This window comes from Bradyrhizobium sp. 956_D2_N1_4 (assembly GCF_052076025.1).
Lineage (GTDB): Bacteria > Pseudomonadota > Alphaproteobacteria > Rhizobiales > Xanthobacteraceae > Bradyrhizobium > Bradyrhizobium barranii.
On the sequence record NZ_CP197237.1, the window covers coordinates 2,020,553 to 2,035,585 of the forward strand.

Below are 15,033 nucleotides of genomic sequence, written 5' to 3' on the forward strand. Positions count from 1 at the left end.
CTAGCTGGGAGAATGGGAGACCACGCCAAGCTCGCTAAGGAGTTCGGCGCGCGAGATGGATGCCGAGCTTCCACGCCCGGCGCGATGCTCGTAGGCGATTGCGCCGTTGCGCATCACGAGGATGCGATCGGCCAGCGCGATGGCTTCGTCGACATCGTGGGTGACGAGCAGGACGCCGGGCTGATGATTGGCCACCAGCTCGCGGACCAGCTCGTGCATGCGGATACGGGTGAGCGCATCGAGCGCGGCAAACGGCTCGTCGAGCAGCAGAAGCTCGGGCTGCTGCACCAGCGCGCGGGCGAGGGCAACGCGCTGGGCTTGTCCGCCTGAAAGATTGCGCGGCCAGTCGTCGAGCCTGTCGCCGAGGCCGACCTCGGTGAGCGCTTCGGCGGCGCGTTCGCGAGGATCCGGAACCTGCAAGCCGAGCGCCACATTGCGCCAGAGATTGTCCCAGGGCAGCAGCCGATGCTCCTGAAACACCACGGCCGGCCGGCGGGGCGCCACGATACGGCCCCCCTGGATGGGGTCGAGCCCGGCCAGCGCCCGCAACAATGTTGTCTTGCCGCACCCGCTCTCGCCGAGCAGGGCGACGAATTCGCCACGATCGATGCGTAGGTTCAGCTTCTCGATCACGACGCGGCTGCCGTAGCTGCGGACGAGGTTGCTGACAACGACGGCCGGTCCGGATTCGAACGGCGCGGAGGGCTGCGGAGCGACGTGCACGTTCATCTCGCTGCTCCGTAATTCGGATGCCAGGCGAGGAGACGCTGTTCGAGAAAGCGCGCCATGGCGTCGGCCGCGACGCCGATCAGCGCGTAGATCACGATCGTCAGGACGATCACATCGGTGCGCAGGAATTCGCGCGCATCCATCGCGAGAAAGCCGATCCCCGACTGCGCGCCGATGGTTTCAGCCACGACCAGCGCGAGCCACGCCGTGGCGAGAGCGTAACGAACACCGGTCAGGATCGACGGCAGCGCGCCGGGAAGGATGATCCGGCGGATCAGTTGAAGCGACCTCAGGCCCTGGACGCGCCCCAACTCGAGCAGCTTGGGATCGACCTGGCGGATACCGAGCACCGTATTGATGTAGATCGGGAACGTGACGCCAAGTGCGACAAGGAAGATCTTTTCCGCTTCGCCGACGCCCAGCCAGACGATGACGAGGGGGAGCGCGGCGAGGAAAGGGATGGCCCTGATCATCTGCACGCTGCGGTCGATCGCGGCTTCCGCTACCCGCGAGAAGCCGACAAGGATGCCAAGCGTGGCGCCGACCGCAGACCCGATCGCAAAGCCCGCCGCGGCACGCAGCAGGCTGACGCCGAGATCGTTCAACAGGGTCCCGGTGGTTACGAGCTTGTACGCCGTTCGGATCACCTTGCTTGGTGCAGGCAGCACCTGCGGCGAAAGCCATCCCGCCTGTGCAAGTGCCTCCCAAACGACAACGAGCAGCAGGGGTGCAACCCAGGACAGGAGCTGGAGGCCGCGAGCGCCAAGCTTGCTTGCCGCCGCAGGCGATTTCATGCTGCCTTGCGATGACGGCGCGTTGTCAGCGACGATTGTCGTGCGGTCGATTTGGCTCAGTTCGATATTGCTCAAGACGTGAAACCTTGTTCAGCGCAAAATGTCCCATGAAATCGTGCCGACAGAAATAGAGCGCTATTTCAATTGTCGTTCGCTCCGGAGTGATCTGCTGTCGCCACGGTGCCGCTGCGCGACAAAGAAAATCTTTTGAGGCGGATGTGCTTGATCTTGCGTCAGGCCTTGGCGAGAACAGGCGACGATCGAGAACTTGACGAGAGAAAGTCACAGGAGAGCACGATGGCGACTGCACCTCTTCGCTTCGGCATCTGGGCCCTGGTGCACGGGCCGCGCGCGGCGCATCAGGATCCGGAAGAGCCCTATGATGCATCCTGGGAGCGCAATCGCGATCTCATTCTCGCAGCCGAAGAGCTCGGCTACGATTCCACGCTGATCGCGCAGCACACGATCAATCCGCATCAGGAGGACCTCGATCAGCTCGAGGCCTGGAGCGCCGCGGCAGCGATCGCGGCGCTGACTAAGCGCATCGAGATCATCGCCGCGATCAAGCCCTATCTCTATCACCCCGTGGTGCTAGCGAAGCTGGCGCTGGGGATCGAGAACATCAGCCGTGGCCGGTTCGCGCTCAATCTCGTCAATGCCTGGAACCGCCCGGAACTGGAGAAGGCGGGGATCGGCTTCCCGGAACACGATGCACGCTACGCCTACGGCCGCGAGTGGATATCGGTCGTCTCGCGCCTCATGGAAGGCGAGCGCCTCAATTATGCGGGCGAGCATTTCAACGTCACCGACTATGCGCTGCGTCCGACCAGCTTGTACCGCAAGCGGCCGGCCATTTATGTCGGCGGCGAGTCGGAGCCGGCGCGCGATCTGGTCGCCGGCCATGGCGACGTCTGGTTCATCAATGGCCAACCGCTGGAGGATGTCGCCGGCCTGATCGCCGATGTCGCGGCACGTCCGCGCGGTGACACGCCGCCGCTGCGTTTTGGTCTGTCGGCCTTCGTCGTCGCCCGCGAAACCAGGGAGCAGGCGCAAGCCGCCCATGAGCGGTTGCTGAGCCTCGCCGCGAAGGACGCGCCGATGAAGGCGATCCTGAAGCAGAACACCGACCCCAAGGTCGTGATGATGCAGACCATGCAGAAGACCCCGCGCGTTGGCAGCAATGGCGGTACTGCCGCGGGGCTGGTCGGGAGCTATGACGAGGTGGCGGAGCGCATCGAGGCGTTCCATGCGGCCGGCATCGAGCTCTTCATGCTGCAATTCCAGCCGTTCGAGGCCGAGATGCGGCGATTTGCACTCGAGGTAATTCCGCGCGTGCGGGCCAGGCGATCGGCCAAGCCCGCCGACGGGCGGGCTCGATCTCTGGGATAGATAGTCGGGACAGCTAGGCTGATGCGACCTCCGGCGACCGCTTCGCATATCGGCTCACTGGTCGCTGCAGGCCAAAATGATCGCGCAGCGTCGAGCCGGCGTACTCGGTGCGGAACAGCCCGCGACTCTGTAGGATGGGCACGACGGTATCGACGAAGGTCTCCAGACCGGACGGCAGTACGTCTGGCATGAGGTTGAAACCGTCGGCGGCACCCGCCTTGAACCAAGCCTCGATGTCGTCGGCGATCTGCTCCGGCGTGCCGACGATGATGCGATGTCCGACGCCGCCTCCGAGCGCGCGGATCAGCTGTCGGACTGTGAGATTGCCACGCCGTGCGATATTCACGGTGCCTTGGAACATGGTGTGGTTGGCATTGACCGGAAGCGGCAGGGGATCCGGCAGGGGCTTGTCGAGCTCGAGGAGGGTAGGGTCGATCTGAAGCGTGCCGGCCAACCGCGCCAGGCTGTATTCGATCGGCACCAGTTCCCAGAGCTCGTCCTGTCGCCGCTTGGCTTCGGCCTCGGTGCTGCCGATGACGGTGGCGAGCCCGGGCAGAATGACGATGGAATCGCCGGAACGACGATAGGACGCGGCGCGTGCGCGCAGATCGCGCGCATACGCGACGCCTTCCTCGATGCTTTGCGCCAGCGTGAATACGGCTTCTGCATAAGCTGCCGCGAAATCGCGCCCGTCATTCGAGCCACCCGCCTGCACCGTGACCGGTCGCCCCTGCGGCGAGCGTGGGACGTTCAGAGGTCCGGCCACCGAGTAATGCGGGCCGCGGTGCGCGATCGGGTGCACTTTCGACGTATCAACAAATCGCGCGCTCGCCTTGTCGCCCACAAAGGCGTCGTCCTCCCAGCTGTCGAACAATGCGTGGACGACTTCCGTGAACTCCTTGGCGCGCTCGTAGCGGGCCTTGTGTTCCGTCACCGACGACAGACCGAAATTGCGGCCTGAAGCGGCATCTGCCGTGGTGACCGCGTTCCATCCCGAGCGGCCGCCGCTGGCGTGATCGAGCGTCACGAAACGGCGTGCGATGTTGTAGGGCTCGTTGTAGGTCGTCGACACCGTTCCAATCAGACCGACGTGCCTGGTCGTTGCGGCAACTGTTGCCAGCACGATGGTTGGCTCCATCGACGTGAACGACCGGCAGTCGATGCGGTCGTTCACGGCTGGCGAGTCCGCCAGAAAGATTGCGTCAAACTTGCCGCGCTCGGCAATCTGAGCCACGCGCACATAATGACCGAGATCGAAGAAGGCGCGTGGATCGCTGTCGGGCAGTCGCCAGGCTGACGGATATACGCCGGAGTGAAGCAGGTTGACGTTCAGGTGCAATTGGCGTGGCGACATGGGGATTCCAAAGGTCAGCTGGTTGTCGGGTCACGATACGCAACGATCGCGCAGCATCGAATTGTCGGATTGGCGTTCGACGTCGTCGATTTCATCCACCGTCGGCGTGAGTGCTCGAATAATTTTTCAAACTTCATGTGCAGCCGCGGTCGCGACCGTTTGCATGTTGCGTTTGCGCGCGACGACGAATTACATCGCGATGCAACAAGAGATAACGCCTCGTGCAGATCGGATGAAGCGTAAACGAACGTCATCCTTCAATTGATGATGTTCGATGCGCCGATTGCAGGGGCAGCAGCAGAAACGATTGCGAGTGACGCGGATGAAGAAGAATAATTTGCTGGTGAGCGGCGTGGCGATTGCCTTGCTTGCGTCGAATGTAGCGTATGCCGAAGACAAGCCGGTTTCCGGAGGCGCGTTGCGGTGGGGCGTGACGACCGAGCCATCATGCTTCGATCCGCATTATTCGTCACAGCAGGCCGCGTTCTTCGTGGCCCGCAATTACATCGACTCGCTGATCGCGAAGAAGGCGGATGGCACGTTCGCACCCTGGCTTGCGACCGAGTGGTCGATTTCGACCGACGGCAAGGAATACACATACAGACTGAGGGAAGACGTCGTCTTCCACGACGGGGAGAAGTTCGACGCTGCAGCGGTCAAGGCCAACTACGATTTCGTCAAGAAGCCCGAGAACGCGGTCACCGCGGTCTCGCTGCTCCAGGCCTACGATCGTGCCGAAGTGGTCTCGCCCTATGTGGTCAAACTGGTGTTGTCGACGCCGGATTCGAGTTTCCTGGAGTCGACCTCGAATGTGAAGCTCGGCCTGATCTCGCCGAAATCGCTGGCGAAGGGTGATCTCTGCGGAGGTGGACGCGGGTTGGCCGGCACGGGACCGTTCGTGTTCGAGAGCTACACGCGCGGCCAGTCCGCGGTGTTCGCGCGCAACGCGGCCTATAACTGGGCGCCTGGCAATGCCGCGCATAACGGACCTGCTCATCTGGACCGCGTCACTTTCCGCTTCCTCCCCGAATATGCCGTTCGCACGGGCGCATTGACCTCGGGGCAGGTGGATCTGATCGAGGGCGTGCAGCCGACCGATGCGCCGCTGTTCGCGGAGCAGCCGGGCTTCAAGCTGCTGACCGGCCCGTCCGGCGCCAGCACGTCCTTCACCTTCAACATCAACTACACGCGCCCGCCGGCGGACGATGTTCGCGTGCGCCGCGCGCTGCGCGACGGTTTCGATCTGGAGCCGATCGTGAAGCAGGTCTATCTCGGCACCGTGCCGCGCGCCTGGTCGATCATCGGCCCGGCCAATCCCGCCTATAACAAGGCACTGGTCGGTTCCTGGGGCAACGACATTGCTGGCGCCAACAAGCTGCTCGACGAAGCCGGCTGGACTGGCCGCGATTCCGAAGGCTTCCGCACCAAGGACGGCAAGCGCCTCTCGATCGAGGTCGGCTATCCGCAGCCCTATGTGCGCGACAATCGCGACATCCTTATCCAGGGCGTCCAGGCGGCGTTGCGCAAGAATGTCGGCCTCGATCTCAACCTGCGCCTGATCACGGCGGGCGAATACGCCAAGAACAACGCCAACGGCACCTGGGTGATCTATCCCAATACGGACAATCCGTCCGATCCTGCCCGCGAGCTCTGGGACATGCTGGGATCGAAGGGCTTCCTCTATTCCAACATTCCCAATCCAGACCAGGAGATCACGAGCCAGATCGACGAGTCGTTGCGGACGACCGATCCTGTCCGCAAGCGGCAGCTCACCGACGCGATTCAGAAGCGGGGTGTGGACCAGGCCTTCATCGTGCCGTTGTTCGCGCCGAGCTGGTTCCTGGCGGCGAAGAGCAACGTCAACGGTCTGGGCTTCGAGGCCGGCCTCGACTCGCCGTCCAGCGCCTACGATTTCTGGATCGCGAAGAAGTAGGCCATGTGGTCCCGCATCGTCTCCAGGCTGTTCACCAGCCTGGTGGTGGCCTGGGCGAGCGTGACAGCAACGTTTCTCGCGTTGCATGCGCTGCCCGGCCGCATTCAGGACATCCTCGCCGGTGACGTCGAATATCCCGGCCTCCGTGAGGCGATCGCAGCCGAATGGGGCCTCGATCGCTCGTTGCCCGAGCAATACGTCGAGTTCTTGTCGCGCATCCTCCGCGGCGATTTCGGCACGTCCTATGTGCTGCGCCAGCCGGTGATCGAGGTCGTCGGATCGCAGCTTCTGCCGACCGTCGAGCTTGCGCTCACGGCCGGCGTGCTTGCGATCTTGATTGCCGGCTTCATCGCGCTGCTGACTGCGGGGCGAGGGCGGTTCTCGCGCGAGCTGGCCTCGTTCGTCGAACTGGTGTTCGCCTCGACGCCCGTCTTCTGGCTCGGCATCCTCCTGCTGATGGCATTCTCGTTCAATCTGCGCTGGTTTCCAGTATCGGGCGCGGAGGGGTGGAATTCCCTCGTGCTGCCGGCGATCACCCTGGCATTGCCGACCGCCGGCCTGCTGACGCAGGTTCTGCGTGAAGCCATGGAGAAGACGCTCGACCAGCCCTTCGTGACGACCGTGCGGTCGCGCGGCGTCGGCGAACTCGTCATTCGCTGGCGTCACGTGTTGCGGCACGCTCTTTTGCCGGCGGTGACGCTAGGCGGTTGGCTGATCGGCGGTCTGCTCGGCGGTGCGGTCATCACCGAGAAGGTGTTCGGCCGGCCAGGCCTCGGCACGGTAACGTTGGGCGCGGTGCTGACCCACGACGTACCGGTCGTGCTCACCGTCGTGCTGCTCGCAGCCTTCATCCACGTTGCCGCGTCCACGCTGCTCGACATCCTCTATGTGCTGATCGACCCGAGATTGAGGGCCCAATGACCGCGCCGTCGCATCGCTCCTTCGACACGGCCGTACCGCTCGAGGCCCCGCAAGACCTCGTTGGCTTCGAGGCGTCACATCTGGCTGCAATCGCTGTTCGGCGCCGTCTGCCGTTCGGGCTCGTCCTGTCCTTCGTCTTCGTCGCGCTCCTGATCGCGGCGTCGATCGCGCCTTCGCTGTTCACGCACTTCGATCCGCTCGTCGGCGATTTCAGCGAGGGCCTGAAGCCGCCGGGCTGGGCGCATCTGTTCGGGACCGATCGGCTCGGCCGCGACGTCTTCGCGCGGACCGTCTTCGGCACGCGCTACTCGCTCCTGATCGGGTTCGGCGGTGTTGCGGTCGGACTCGGAGCAGGCATTGTCCTCGGCATCATCGCGGGCCAGCGCAATCGCATTCTGGATGAGGCCGTGTCGCGCCTGTTCGATATGCTGTCGTCATTTCCCGGCGTGCTGCTCGCCATGCTGATCGTGACCTTCCTCGGCCAAGGCATGCTCAACATCGCCATCGCGGTCGGCATCGCCGGCATCCCGAAATTTGGTCGCGTGGTGCGGGCGCAGACTCAGCTGATACGTGATGCCGATTACGTGACGCAGGCCGCGATCTACGGGTTGAGCCGCTGGCAAGTGTTCATCCGGCACGTCCTGCCCAACGTCCTTGTTGCCATCCCGATCATCGCCACCGTCTATATCGGCTCGACGATCCTGATCGTATCCGGCCTGAGCTTCCTCGGGCTCGGACCGCAGCCGCCGACGCCGGAATGGGGCGTGATGCTGGCGGAGAGCCGGGATGTGCTGCGCGTCGCCTGGTGGCCTGGAGTCTTCCCGGGCCTCGCCATCACCGCGACGGTGATCGCCTTCAGCGTGATCGGCAATCACCTACAGCAGAGATTTGAAGGGCGGCTTGCATGAGCAGCGTAGGTTCGCAGATAGATCGGGCAGCGCCGGTCGTCGAGGTGCAGGGACTGAGCATCGGCTTTGCCGGCGCCAATGGTGGCAAGCCGATCGTTGTTGATTTCGATCTGACGATCAGGCCCGGCGAATGCGTTGCCCTGGTCGGTGAATCCGGCTCGGGCAAGAGCATCACCGCGCGAAGCCTGCTCAATCTCGCCGGCGACGGTGCGAGGACCGCCGCGCACCGGTTCGAGATCAAGGGACGTGACGCTCGCAGCTTCGGCGAAGCCGACTGGCGCAAGCTGCGCGGGACCGTGACCGGGCTCGTCATGCAGGATGCCCTGGTCTCGCTCGATCCCTTGCGCACGATCGGCCAGGAGGTTGCCGAGGTCATTTCGAGCCATCGCATTCTGACCGATGCAGGCGCTATCCGGGATCGGACGCTGCAGACGCTCGGCAAGGTCGGCATTCCCAACCCCGCTGATCGTGCTCTGCAATATGCGCATCAATTGTCCGGTGGCCTGCGCCAGCGCGCGCTGATCGCGTCGGCGATCGCGGCTGATCCCGATCTCATTATCGCGGACGAGCCGACGACCTCGCTCGACGTCACCGTCCAGGCGCAGGTGCTCCAGGTCTTGGCGGAGCGAATCCGGGAGGGGGCGGGTCTCCTGCTCATCAGTCACGATCTCGCGGTGGTCGCCGGCATCGCCGACCGTGTCATCGTGATGCGCGACGGCCGGGTGGTCGACAGTGGGTCGACTCGCGATGTCCTTACCCATCCGCGCCATCCCTATACGCGGCAGTTGATCGCGGCGATTCCGTCGGGGCGGTCGCGCGGGTCCAGGCTCGCGTCGGCGAGGTTCGAGCCCGGTGCGAGCGACGCGACGGCGGTCTCCATCGTGCGGGAGCCCTTGCCGCAGCGACAGGCGGCAGGCGAGGTCGTGCTCGAAGTCAAGGAGATCTCGAAGAATTTCATTGCGCCGAAAGCCGCCGGGCGGGCGAAGTCGGTGGTCCTGCAGGACATCAGCTTCGATGTCAGGGCCGCCGAGGTCGTCGGCATCGTCGGCGAATCCGGCTCGGGAAAATCCACCTGTGCCAAGATCGTGCTCGGGCTGCTTCACCCGGATGACGGTGAGGTAACATTGCTCGGAGAGCCCTGGTCCTCGGTCGCGGAAGCCGGGCGCCGCCGGCTTCGTCGCAAGCTGCAATACATCCCGCAGGACGCACTTAGCAGCTTCGATCCGCGCTACCGCGTCAGGGACATCATTGCGGAAAATCTTCCGGGCGCCGATGGCCGCATCGCGCGCCTGGACCGGATCGTGTCGCTGCTCGAACTGGTCGGCCTGAGTGTCGATCATCTCGATCGGGTGCCGCGATCATTGTCCGGCGGCCAGCGTCAGCGGGTGTCGATCGCGCGGGCGCTAGCGGCTGAACCCGCCATCATCGTCTGCGACGAGCCGGTCTCGGCGCTCGACATCTGCATCCAGGCCCAAGTGCTTGACCTCCTGGCCGAGCTGCAGTCGCGGCTCGGAACGGCGCTGCTGTTCATCTCGCATGATCTCGGCGTCATCGAGCATCTGTGCGACCGCGTGCTCGTCTTCCAGAACGGCCGCATCGTCGAGCAGGGTGGCGCCGAGGCCGTGCTCAGGCAACCGCAGCACGCCTACACAAAGAGCCTGCTGGCATCCGTGCCGGACATCCAGCGTGGCTTGAGCGCGGCCTAAGCCGGAAGTCAGGACCCCTTCGGCGCCCAGATCTTGATCGCCGTGGTATCGATCTTCACGGGGATCAGGCCCTCGGCGTGGAACGCGTCCGCAATGCGCTGCTGCTCGGACAGGCCCGGGCCGGTCACCGCGCCCACCTGATAGGAGCGGTGGCTGTTGGCCTCTTCGACGGTCGCCGCGTCAATCCCCCAGAGGCCCGCCAGCAACGTGGCCGCGTCTTTCGGCTGCGCCTTCACCCATTTGCCGGTCACCGAGAGCTTGGCGAAGATCACGTCGAGGACTTCGGCATGCTTGTCCGCATAAGCGGCCGAGGCGAGATAGTAGCGCTTGTAGCTCGCGAGACCGTTGCTACCGTCCGTCAGGATGCTGCCCTTCGTCTGGTGCAAGGCGCTGGTCAGGAACGGATCCCAGGCCACCCAGGCATCGACGTTGTTGCTAACGAACGCAGCGCGGCCGTCGGCGGGTGTCAGATAAGCGGGCGTGATGTCCTTGAAGTTGAGCCCGGATTTCGCCAGCGCCGCAAGCAGCAGATAGTGGCTGCCGGCACCCTTGGTGACGGCGATCTTCTTGCCCTTGAGCTCAGCAATGGTCTTGATAGTTGAAGACTGTGGAACGACGATCGCCTGCGCCGCCGGCGAGGCTGCTTCCTCCGCGACATAGGCGAGCTTGGCGCCCGCGGCTTGCGCGAAGATCGGCACGGTGTCGGCGACGTCGGCGCCGAAGTCGATGCTGCCGATGTTGATGGCTTCCAGCAGCGGCAGGCCGCTGGTGAATTCGTGCCAGGAGATGGTGACGCCGAGCGGAGCCAGCGCCTTCTCCAGCCCCCCGTTGGTCTTCAGGATCGCCGTTAGTGTCGAGGACTTTTGATAGCCGATGCGGATCTCATCGGATCTCGCGGGCTGAACGGACGCCACGGCCAAGAAGCCGAGCGCAACCGCGGCAAGGGCTCGCAGGCGGAACGTGAGATGATGCATTTCGGGTATCCTGTTCAACGAAACTGCCTTGCCGTCTCGACCTCTGTTTGGGGAGACTGGACGGCTCACTTTGCCGGCAAACGGGTCCGCGTGGCAATTTCGCAGTCGGGCGCAGAAGGGAACGAACATTCTCTCGTGCGTTCGGAATTGAGAATGGAGTTATCGGCGCGGAAAGGATGTTGTCGTAGCGCACTGCCTGGACGCATCCGAGCAGGGCGATGAGCGGGGAACACAGCTTGGCTCATCGCTGTTCTGCGCGGAGCGCTTCCGTGCGGCATAGCTCTCGCCGGAAATCGCGAAGCTTACCAGCGCCATGATCCAGACGGACAGTCCGCCATAGAGCATCATCAGCCTGAAGCCGTGGATCAGCGCATCTTGCACGGCAGTTTCCGCTGCCGGCAGGAGGCTCAGCTCGGGGAAGTCGGACATGCCTGCGGTGCCGCCGGCGATCCGCTCCGCAAGGTGTTGCAGATGGCTGGCATCGAGCGCACCGGGAAGCGCGCTGCTCAGCCGGGAGGAAATGCCGGCGATCAGGATGAAGCCCATCAAGGCGATGTTGATGGCGAGCGCGATCATGCGGGCGCTCATGTCGATGCCCGATGCCATGCCGGCTCGCGTGCTCGACACCGCTCCCGTCGTGACGTTGGTCACCGGTGTGTTGGTGAGGGCAAGGCCAGCGCCCGCAAGCAGACATCCTGGTGCCAGTGTCAACCAGGTAACATGCTCAACGCCGCTACCGGCCCACATCAGCATGAAGCCAAGTCCGATGACGAACAGGCCGACCGGAATGGCGATGCCGCCGCCGAACCTCAGCAATATCCGTTCGCCGAGCGGCGGAATCACAAGCGTCGGAAGCGTGTAGGTGAGAAGCGCAAGGCCAGCTGCGACGTTGTCGTAACCAAGGGCGCTGCGATAGAAGATCGGTAGGTAGATCATGAAGGGCCAGAAGCTGAAATTCATGCCGGCCGATCCGAGCAGCGCGCCCGAAAAGGCGCGTATCCGGAACACGGAGAAGTCGAACATCGGGCGGGCGCTATGCAACTCCGCCAACACGAAGGCGATGAAGCTCAGAACGGCCGTCGCGGCGACCGTAAGGCCGGTTGGGCCAGTGAAGCCGAAGTCGGGGCCTTCCGTGATATAGAAGGCGACGCAGAACACCGACGTCGAGAGCGTCGCAATGCCTGCGATGTCGAGGTGCTTTGCCTCGGGATCGCGCGACTCCCGCACGCCGGTCACGGCGAGCGCGATCGTGACGATTGCGATGAATGCGTGGATCAGGAACACCCACTGCCAGCCGGAGACCGCGACGATCGTCGCGCCGATGATCGGTCCGAAACCAAGACCGATGCCGAAGATGATCCCCCAGGCGGCGAAGGCGCGGGCGCGCTCGGGGCCTTCCCGGAATTGATGGGAGAGAACCGCGACCTGACAGATCAGCATCGCACCACCGCTCATGCCCTGGAGGAAGCGGCTGACGATGAGGAGGAGCGCGTCTTCCGCCAGACCGCAGATCAGGGAGGCGAGGCCGAACACGGCGATGCTGACCACGAATACAAGCTTTCTGCCATAGCGATCTGCCAGCGTGCCGGTTGCCATCAGCACCGTCGTGACCGCGATCGTGTAGGCATTCATGATCCATTGCAGCTGCTGGAAGCTGGCGTGCAGCACCGTCTCGAGCGTCGGCAGGATCGTCGGTACGCTGGATATCTCCAGGCCGAACATGAGGGACGCGAGGCAGGCTGCGGCAAGGGCGATCGTGTTTCGTCGTGATGATAAGACCGTCAAGGCCGTGACCTCCAAACATGGTGTCGATTGCCAGCACGCATGCGCCATCGCTCGCTCCGGGAGGGATTGGTGTCCCGTGCGCTTAGGCCCGCTTCAGGCTGAGCGAACATAGGGGGCCCTTGACCACAACAAAATCCGATCGATATAGATTTCAGAGACAACAAAGCCGGATGATGGAATGCTCTCGCTCGATGTCGATGCCGTCAGAGCCTTTGTGATGGTGGCCGACCTTCACAGCTTCACGCGTGCCGCCAAGGCTTTGGGGACGACGCAGGGCGCGATCAGCGTCAAGCTGAAGCGGCTCGAGGATCGCATCGGGCATCGGTTGCTCGAGCGGACACCGCGATCGGTCCGGCTGTCTGCGCAAGGGACGGCCTTTCTGCAGGGCGCGCGGGAGCTGATCGTTGCTCACGAACGCGCGATCGCGGGGCTCAATGCGTCTCCGCGTCACTTCGGACTTGGTATCGCTGCGCATGTCGCCGGGCCGGAAGTCCCAGCCCTGCTGTCACGTCTCCACGCGCACGATCCAAATTTGACCATCGAGGTCCAGCTCGACAATTCGCGCAACCTCCTCGACCTGTTCGACCAGGGACGGCTCGATGCGGCCATCGTCCAGCGCGAGGACGATCGTCGTGATGGCGAGACGCTGGCGCGTGAGCGCTTCGGCTGGTTTGCGGCGCAGGGGTTCGAGCACAGGCCGGGAGAGCCCTTACGTCTGGCTGCGCTGGCTCCGACCTGCGGCGTGCGCAACGTAGCCACGCAGGCGCTGGATGCGGTCGGCATCAAATGGATCGAGGTGTTCCTGGGAGGCGGCTCTTCGGCGGTTCACGCCGCCGTCGTGGCGGGGCTCGCCATCGCGCCGCTGTCGTATCGGATCGCGCCGAGTGGCACGATCGACATCGGCGAGAAGCTTGGGCTTCCCAAGCTGCCGCCGTCCGAGATCGTGCTTCATTCGTCCTTGACCGATCGGCGGTCACGGGCCGCCTTGGGGGCGCTGGCAGCCGCGTTCCGCGAGCATCGCACGCAGGCGTGAGCTCCGTCCTTGCTATTCGGCGGCGTCGGATTGGAGCGCAGTCGTCGAAGGCGCGCGCCGGAAGCTCGCGCCGGGATGTGTCGTGTGCAACCGCGGGCCGCGTCCCGGGAACAGCTTTTCGCGTAGCGCGCCGTCGCGATATGCGGTCTTGTAGACGCCGCGCGATTGCAGCTCCGGCACCACGAGGTCGACGAAGGCGTTCAGCGACTCCGGCGCGACCAGGCGGAACAGGTTGAACCCGTCGACGTCGGTCTCGTCAGCCCAAGCGATCAGCTCGTCGGCGACGTCCTGCGGCGAGCCGACCACGAAGGGCGAGCGGGCGCCGGCGCGGCTCAATCTGGCGAGGTCGCCGACATTGACCGGCCGGTCGCTCCGGACCGTGAAATTCTCGACCATCGACTGGATGGCGTTGCTCTCGACATATTCGATCGGCTGGTCGGGCCGGTAGGTCGAGAAGTCGATGCCGGTCCAGCCCGACAACAAGGCGAGCTGGCCGGTTTGATCGACATGCCGTGCGTAGTCCTCGAGCAGATCATTCGCCTCGGACCGCGTCGGCGCCACGATCACGGTCGCGCCGGCAAACAGGCGGATGTCGTAGGGATCGCGGCCATAGGTCTTGGCCGCTTCTCGAATCTCGCGGACAGCGCGTGCGAGGATTGGCTTGGTCTGACCGTTGAGAAAGATCGCTTCCGAGTGCCGGGCGGCGAAGGCGCGGCCGCGCTTCGAGGTGCCGGCCTGATACAGCAACGGCGTTCGCTGCGGCGAGGGCTCGGCGAGATGGATGCCGTCAACCTTGAAGTAGCGACCATCATGCAGAACCCGGTGGAGCTTAGCGGGATCCGTGAAGACGCGGCTGCCGCGGTCGCGGCGAACCGCATCGTCCTCCCAGCTTCCCTCCCATAGCTTGTAAGCCGCGGTCAGAAAGTCCTCGGCCGCGTCATAGCGCTCGTCATGGGCGCGGCCAGCCGGAAGGCCCATCCCACGCGCGCCGCTGTCGAGATAACCCGTGACGATGTTCCAACCGATCCTGCCCTTGGTGAGATGGTCGAGCGTCGAAAACGTACGTGCGAGTTGATAGGGATGCTCGAAGGTCAGGTTCGATGTGATGCCGAAGCCGAGATGGCTGGTGACGAGCGCCATGGCGGATACGAGCAGCGTCGGATCCGCGTTCGGAAGCTGCACCGCATGCAGGGCGGCGGTATCGGCCGTGCCGCCATAGACGTCGTAAACGCCGAACACATCTGCCAGGAAGATGCCATCGAGCAGTCCGCGTTCCGCGGTCCTGGCGTAGTCGACCCAATAATCGAGCGTGTTGTAGTCGATGGACGCATCGCGCGGATGAGACCACAGGCCCGCCCAATTGTGGCTGGGCGCAGTCATGTTGAAAGCGTTAAAGCGCAGCTCGCGCGGTCTCGTCATGGTCGGGCCCAATCGCCAATTGCAAAGAACATCTCTTCGCGTGAGCATTTTTAACATTTTGCGCGAGCGAGTTTGTTTCCAATTCAGC

12 protein-coding genes are annotated in these 15,033 nt (G+C 64.0%); 6 read left to right on the plus strand and 6 right to left on the minus strand.

Going from position 1 to position 15,033, the window contains the following annotated elements; genetic code table 11:
- Together AB7535_RS09055 and AB7535_RS09060 are read right to left on the minus strand one after the other, a co-directional pair.
- Positions 1 to 729 (minus strand): ABC transporter ATP-binding protein, encoded by a 729-nt coding sequence (locus AB7535_RS09055; RefSeq protein WP_085404160.1) that lies wholly within the window; start codon positions 727 to 729, stop codon positions 1 to 3.
- Positions 726 to 1,523: an ABC transporter permease subunit gene (locus AB7535_RS09060; RefSeq protein WP_085404212.1), complete on the minus strand. Its 798-nt coding sequence runs from the start codon at positions 1,521 to 1,523 to the stop codon at positions 726 to 728. The genes AB7535_RS09055 and AB7535_RS09060 overlap by 4 nt, the downstream gene beginning before the upstream one ends.
- Positions 1,524 to 1,820: 297 nt before the next feature.
- On the opposite strand from AB7535_RS09060, the gene AB7535_RS09065 reads away from it, so the two are divergent.
- The gene (locus AB7535_RS09065; protein WP_085404159.1) at positions 1,821 to 2,912 is read left to right on the plus strand and encodes an LLM class flavin-dependent oxidoreductase; all 1,092 of its coding nucleotides are present in this window, start codon (positions 1,821 to 1,823) and stop codon (positions 2,910 to 2,912) included.
- Between the two features lie 13 nt (positions 2,913 to 2,925).
- Here AB7535_RS09065 and AB7535_RS09070 read toward each other — a convergent pair whose 3' ends face one another.
- Complete coding sequence (locus AB7535_RS09070) at positions 2,926 to 4,266, minus strand: LLM class flavin-dependent oxidoreductase (protein WP_085404158.1); 1,341 nt, start codon at positions 4,264 to 4,266, stop codon at positions 2,926 to 2,928.
- 322 nt (positions 4,267 to 4,588) lie between these two features.
- On the opposite strand from AB7535_RS09070, the gene AB7535_RS09075 reads away from it, so the two are divergent.
- Genes AB7535_RS09075 through nikE form a run of 4 tightly spaced genes read left to right on the plus strand, consistent with a single transcriptional unit; the run spans position 4,589 to position 9,734 of the window.
- Entirely contained in the window at positions 4,589 to 6,199 is a 1,611-nt protein-coding gene (locus AB7535_RS09075) for an ABC transporter substrate-binding protein (RefSeq protein ID WP_193560907.1), read from the plus strand.
- Between the two features lie 3 nt (positions 6,200 to 6,202).
- Positions 6,203 to 7,120, plus strand: a complete 918-nt coding sequence (locus AB7535_RS09080; RefSeq protein ID WP_094184390.1) for an ABC transporter permease — start codon at positions 6,203 to 6,205, stop codon at positions 7,118 to 7,120.
- Positions 7,117 to 8,028: an ABC transporter permease gene (locus AB7535_RS09085; RefSeq protein ID WP_094184389.1), complete on the plus strand. Its 912-nt coding sequence runs from the start codon at positions 7,117 to 7,119 to the stop codon at positions 8,026 to 8,028. Before AB7535_RS09080 ends, AB7535_RS09085 begins: the two co-directional genes overlap by 4 nt.
- Positions 8,025 to 9,734, plus strand: a complete 1,710-nt coding sequence (gene nikE, locus AB7535_RS09090) for a nickel ABC transporter ATP-binding protein NikE (RefSeq protein ID WP_439037277.1) — start codon at positions 8,025 to 8,027, stop codon at positions 9,732 to 9,734. Before AB7535_RS09085 ends, nikE begins: the two co-directional genes overlap by 4 nt.
- 8 nt (positions 9,735 to 9,742) lie before the next feature.
- On the opposite strand, the gene AB7535_RS09095 is transcribed toward nikE, so the two are convergent.
- Entirely contained in the window at positions 9,743 to 10,708 is a 966-nt protein-coding gene (locus AB7535_RS09095; RefSeq protein ID WP_193560906.1) for an aliphatic sulfonate ABC transporter substrate-binding protein, read from the minus strand.
- 159 nt (positions 10,709 to 10,867) lie between these two features.
- Positions 10,868 to 12,541 (minus strand): MFS transporter, encoded by a 1,674-nt coding sequence (locus AB7535_RS09100; protein ID WP_201266246.1) that lies wholly within the window; start codon positions 12,539 to 12,541, stop codon positions 10,868 to 10,870.
- A 130-nt stretch (positions 12,542 to 12,671) separates the two neighbouring features.
- On the opposite strand from AB7535_RS09100, the gene AB7535_RS09105 reads away from it, so the two are divergent.
- On the plus strand, positions 12,672 to 13,526 hold the full coding sequence (locus AB7535_RS09105; RefSeq protein ID WP_085404155.1) for a LysR family transcriptional regulator: 855 nt from the start codon (positions 12,672 to 12,674) through the stop codon (positions 13,524 to 13,526).
- A gap of 12 nt (positions 13,527 to 13,538) precedes the next feature.
- Here AB7535_RS09105 and AB7535_RS09110 read toward each other — a convergent pair whose 3' ends face one another.
- The gene (locus AB7535_RS09110) at positions 13,539 to 14,945 is read right to left on the minus strand and encodes an LLM class flavin-dependent oxidoreductase (RefSeq protein ID WP_085404154.1); all 1,407 of its coding nucleotides are present in this window, start codon (positions 14,943 to 14,945) and stop codon (positions 13,539 to 13,541) included.
- Positions 14,946 to 15,033 lie beyond the last annotated feature (88 nt).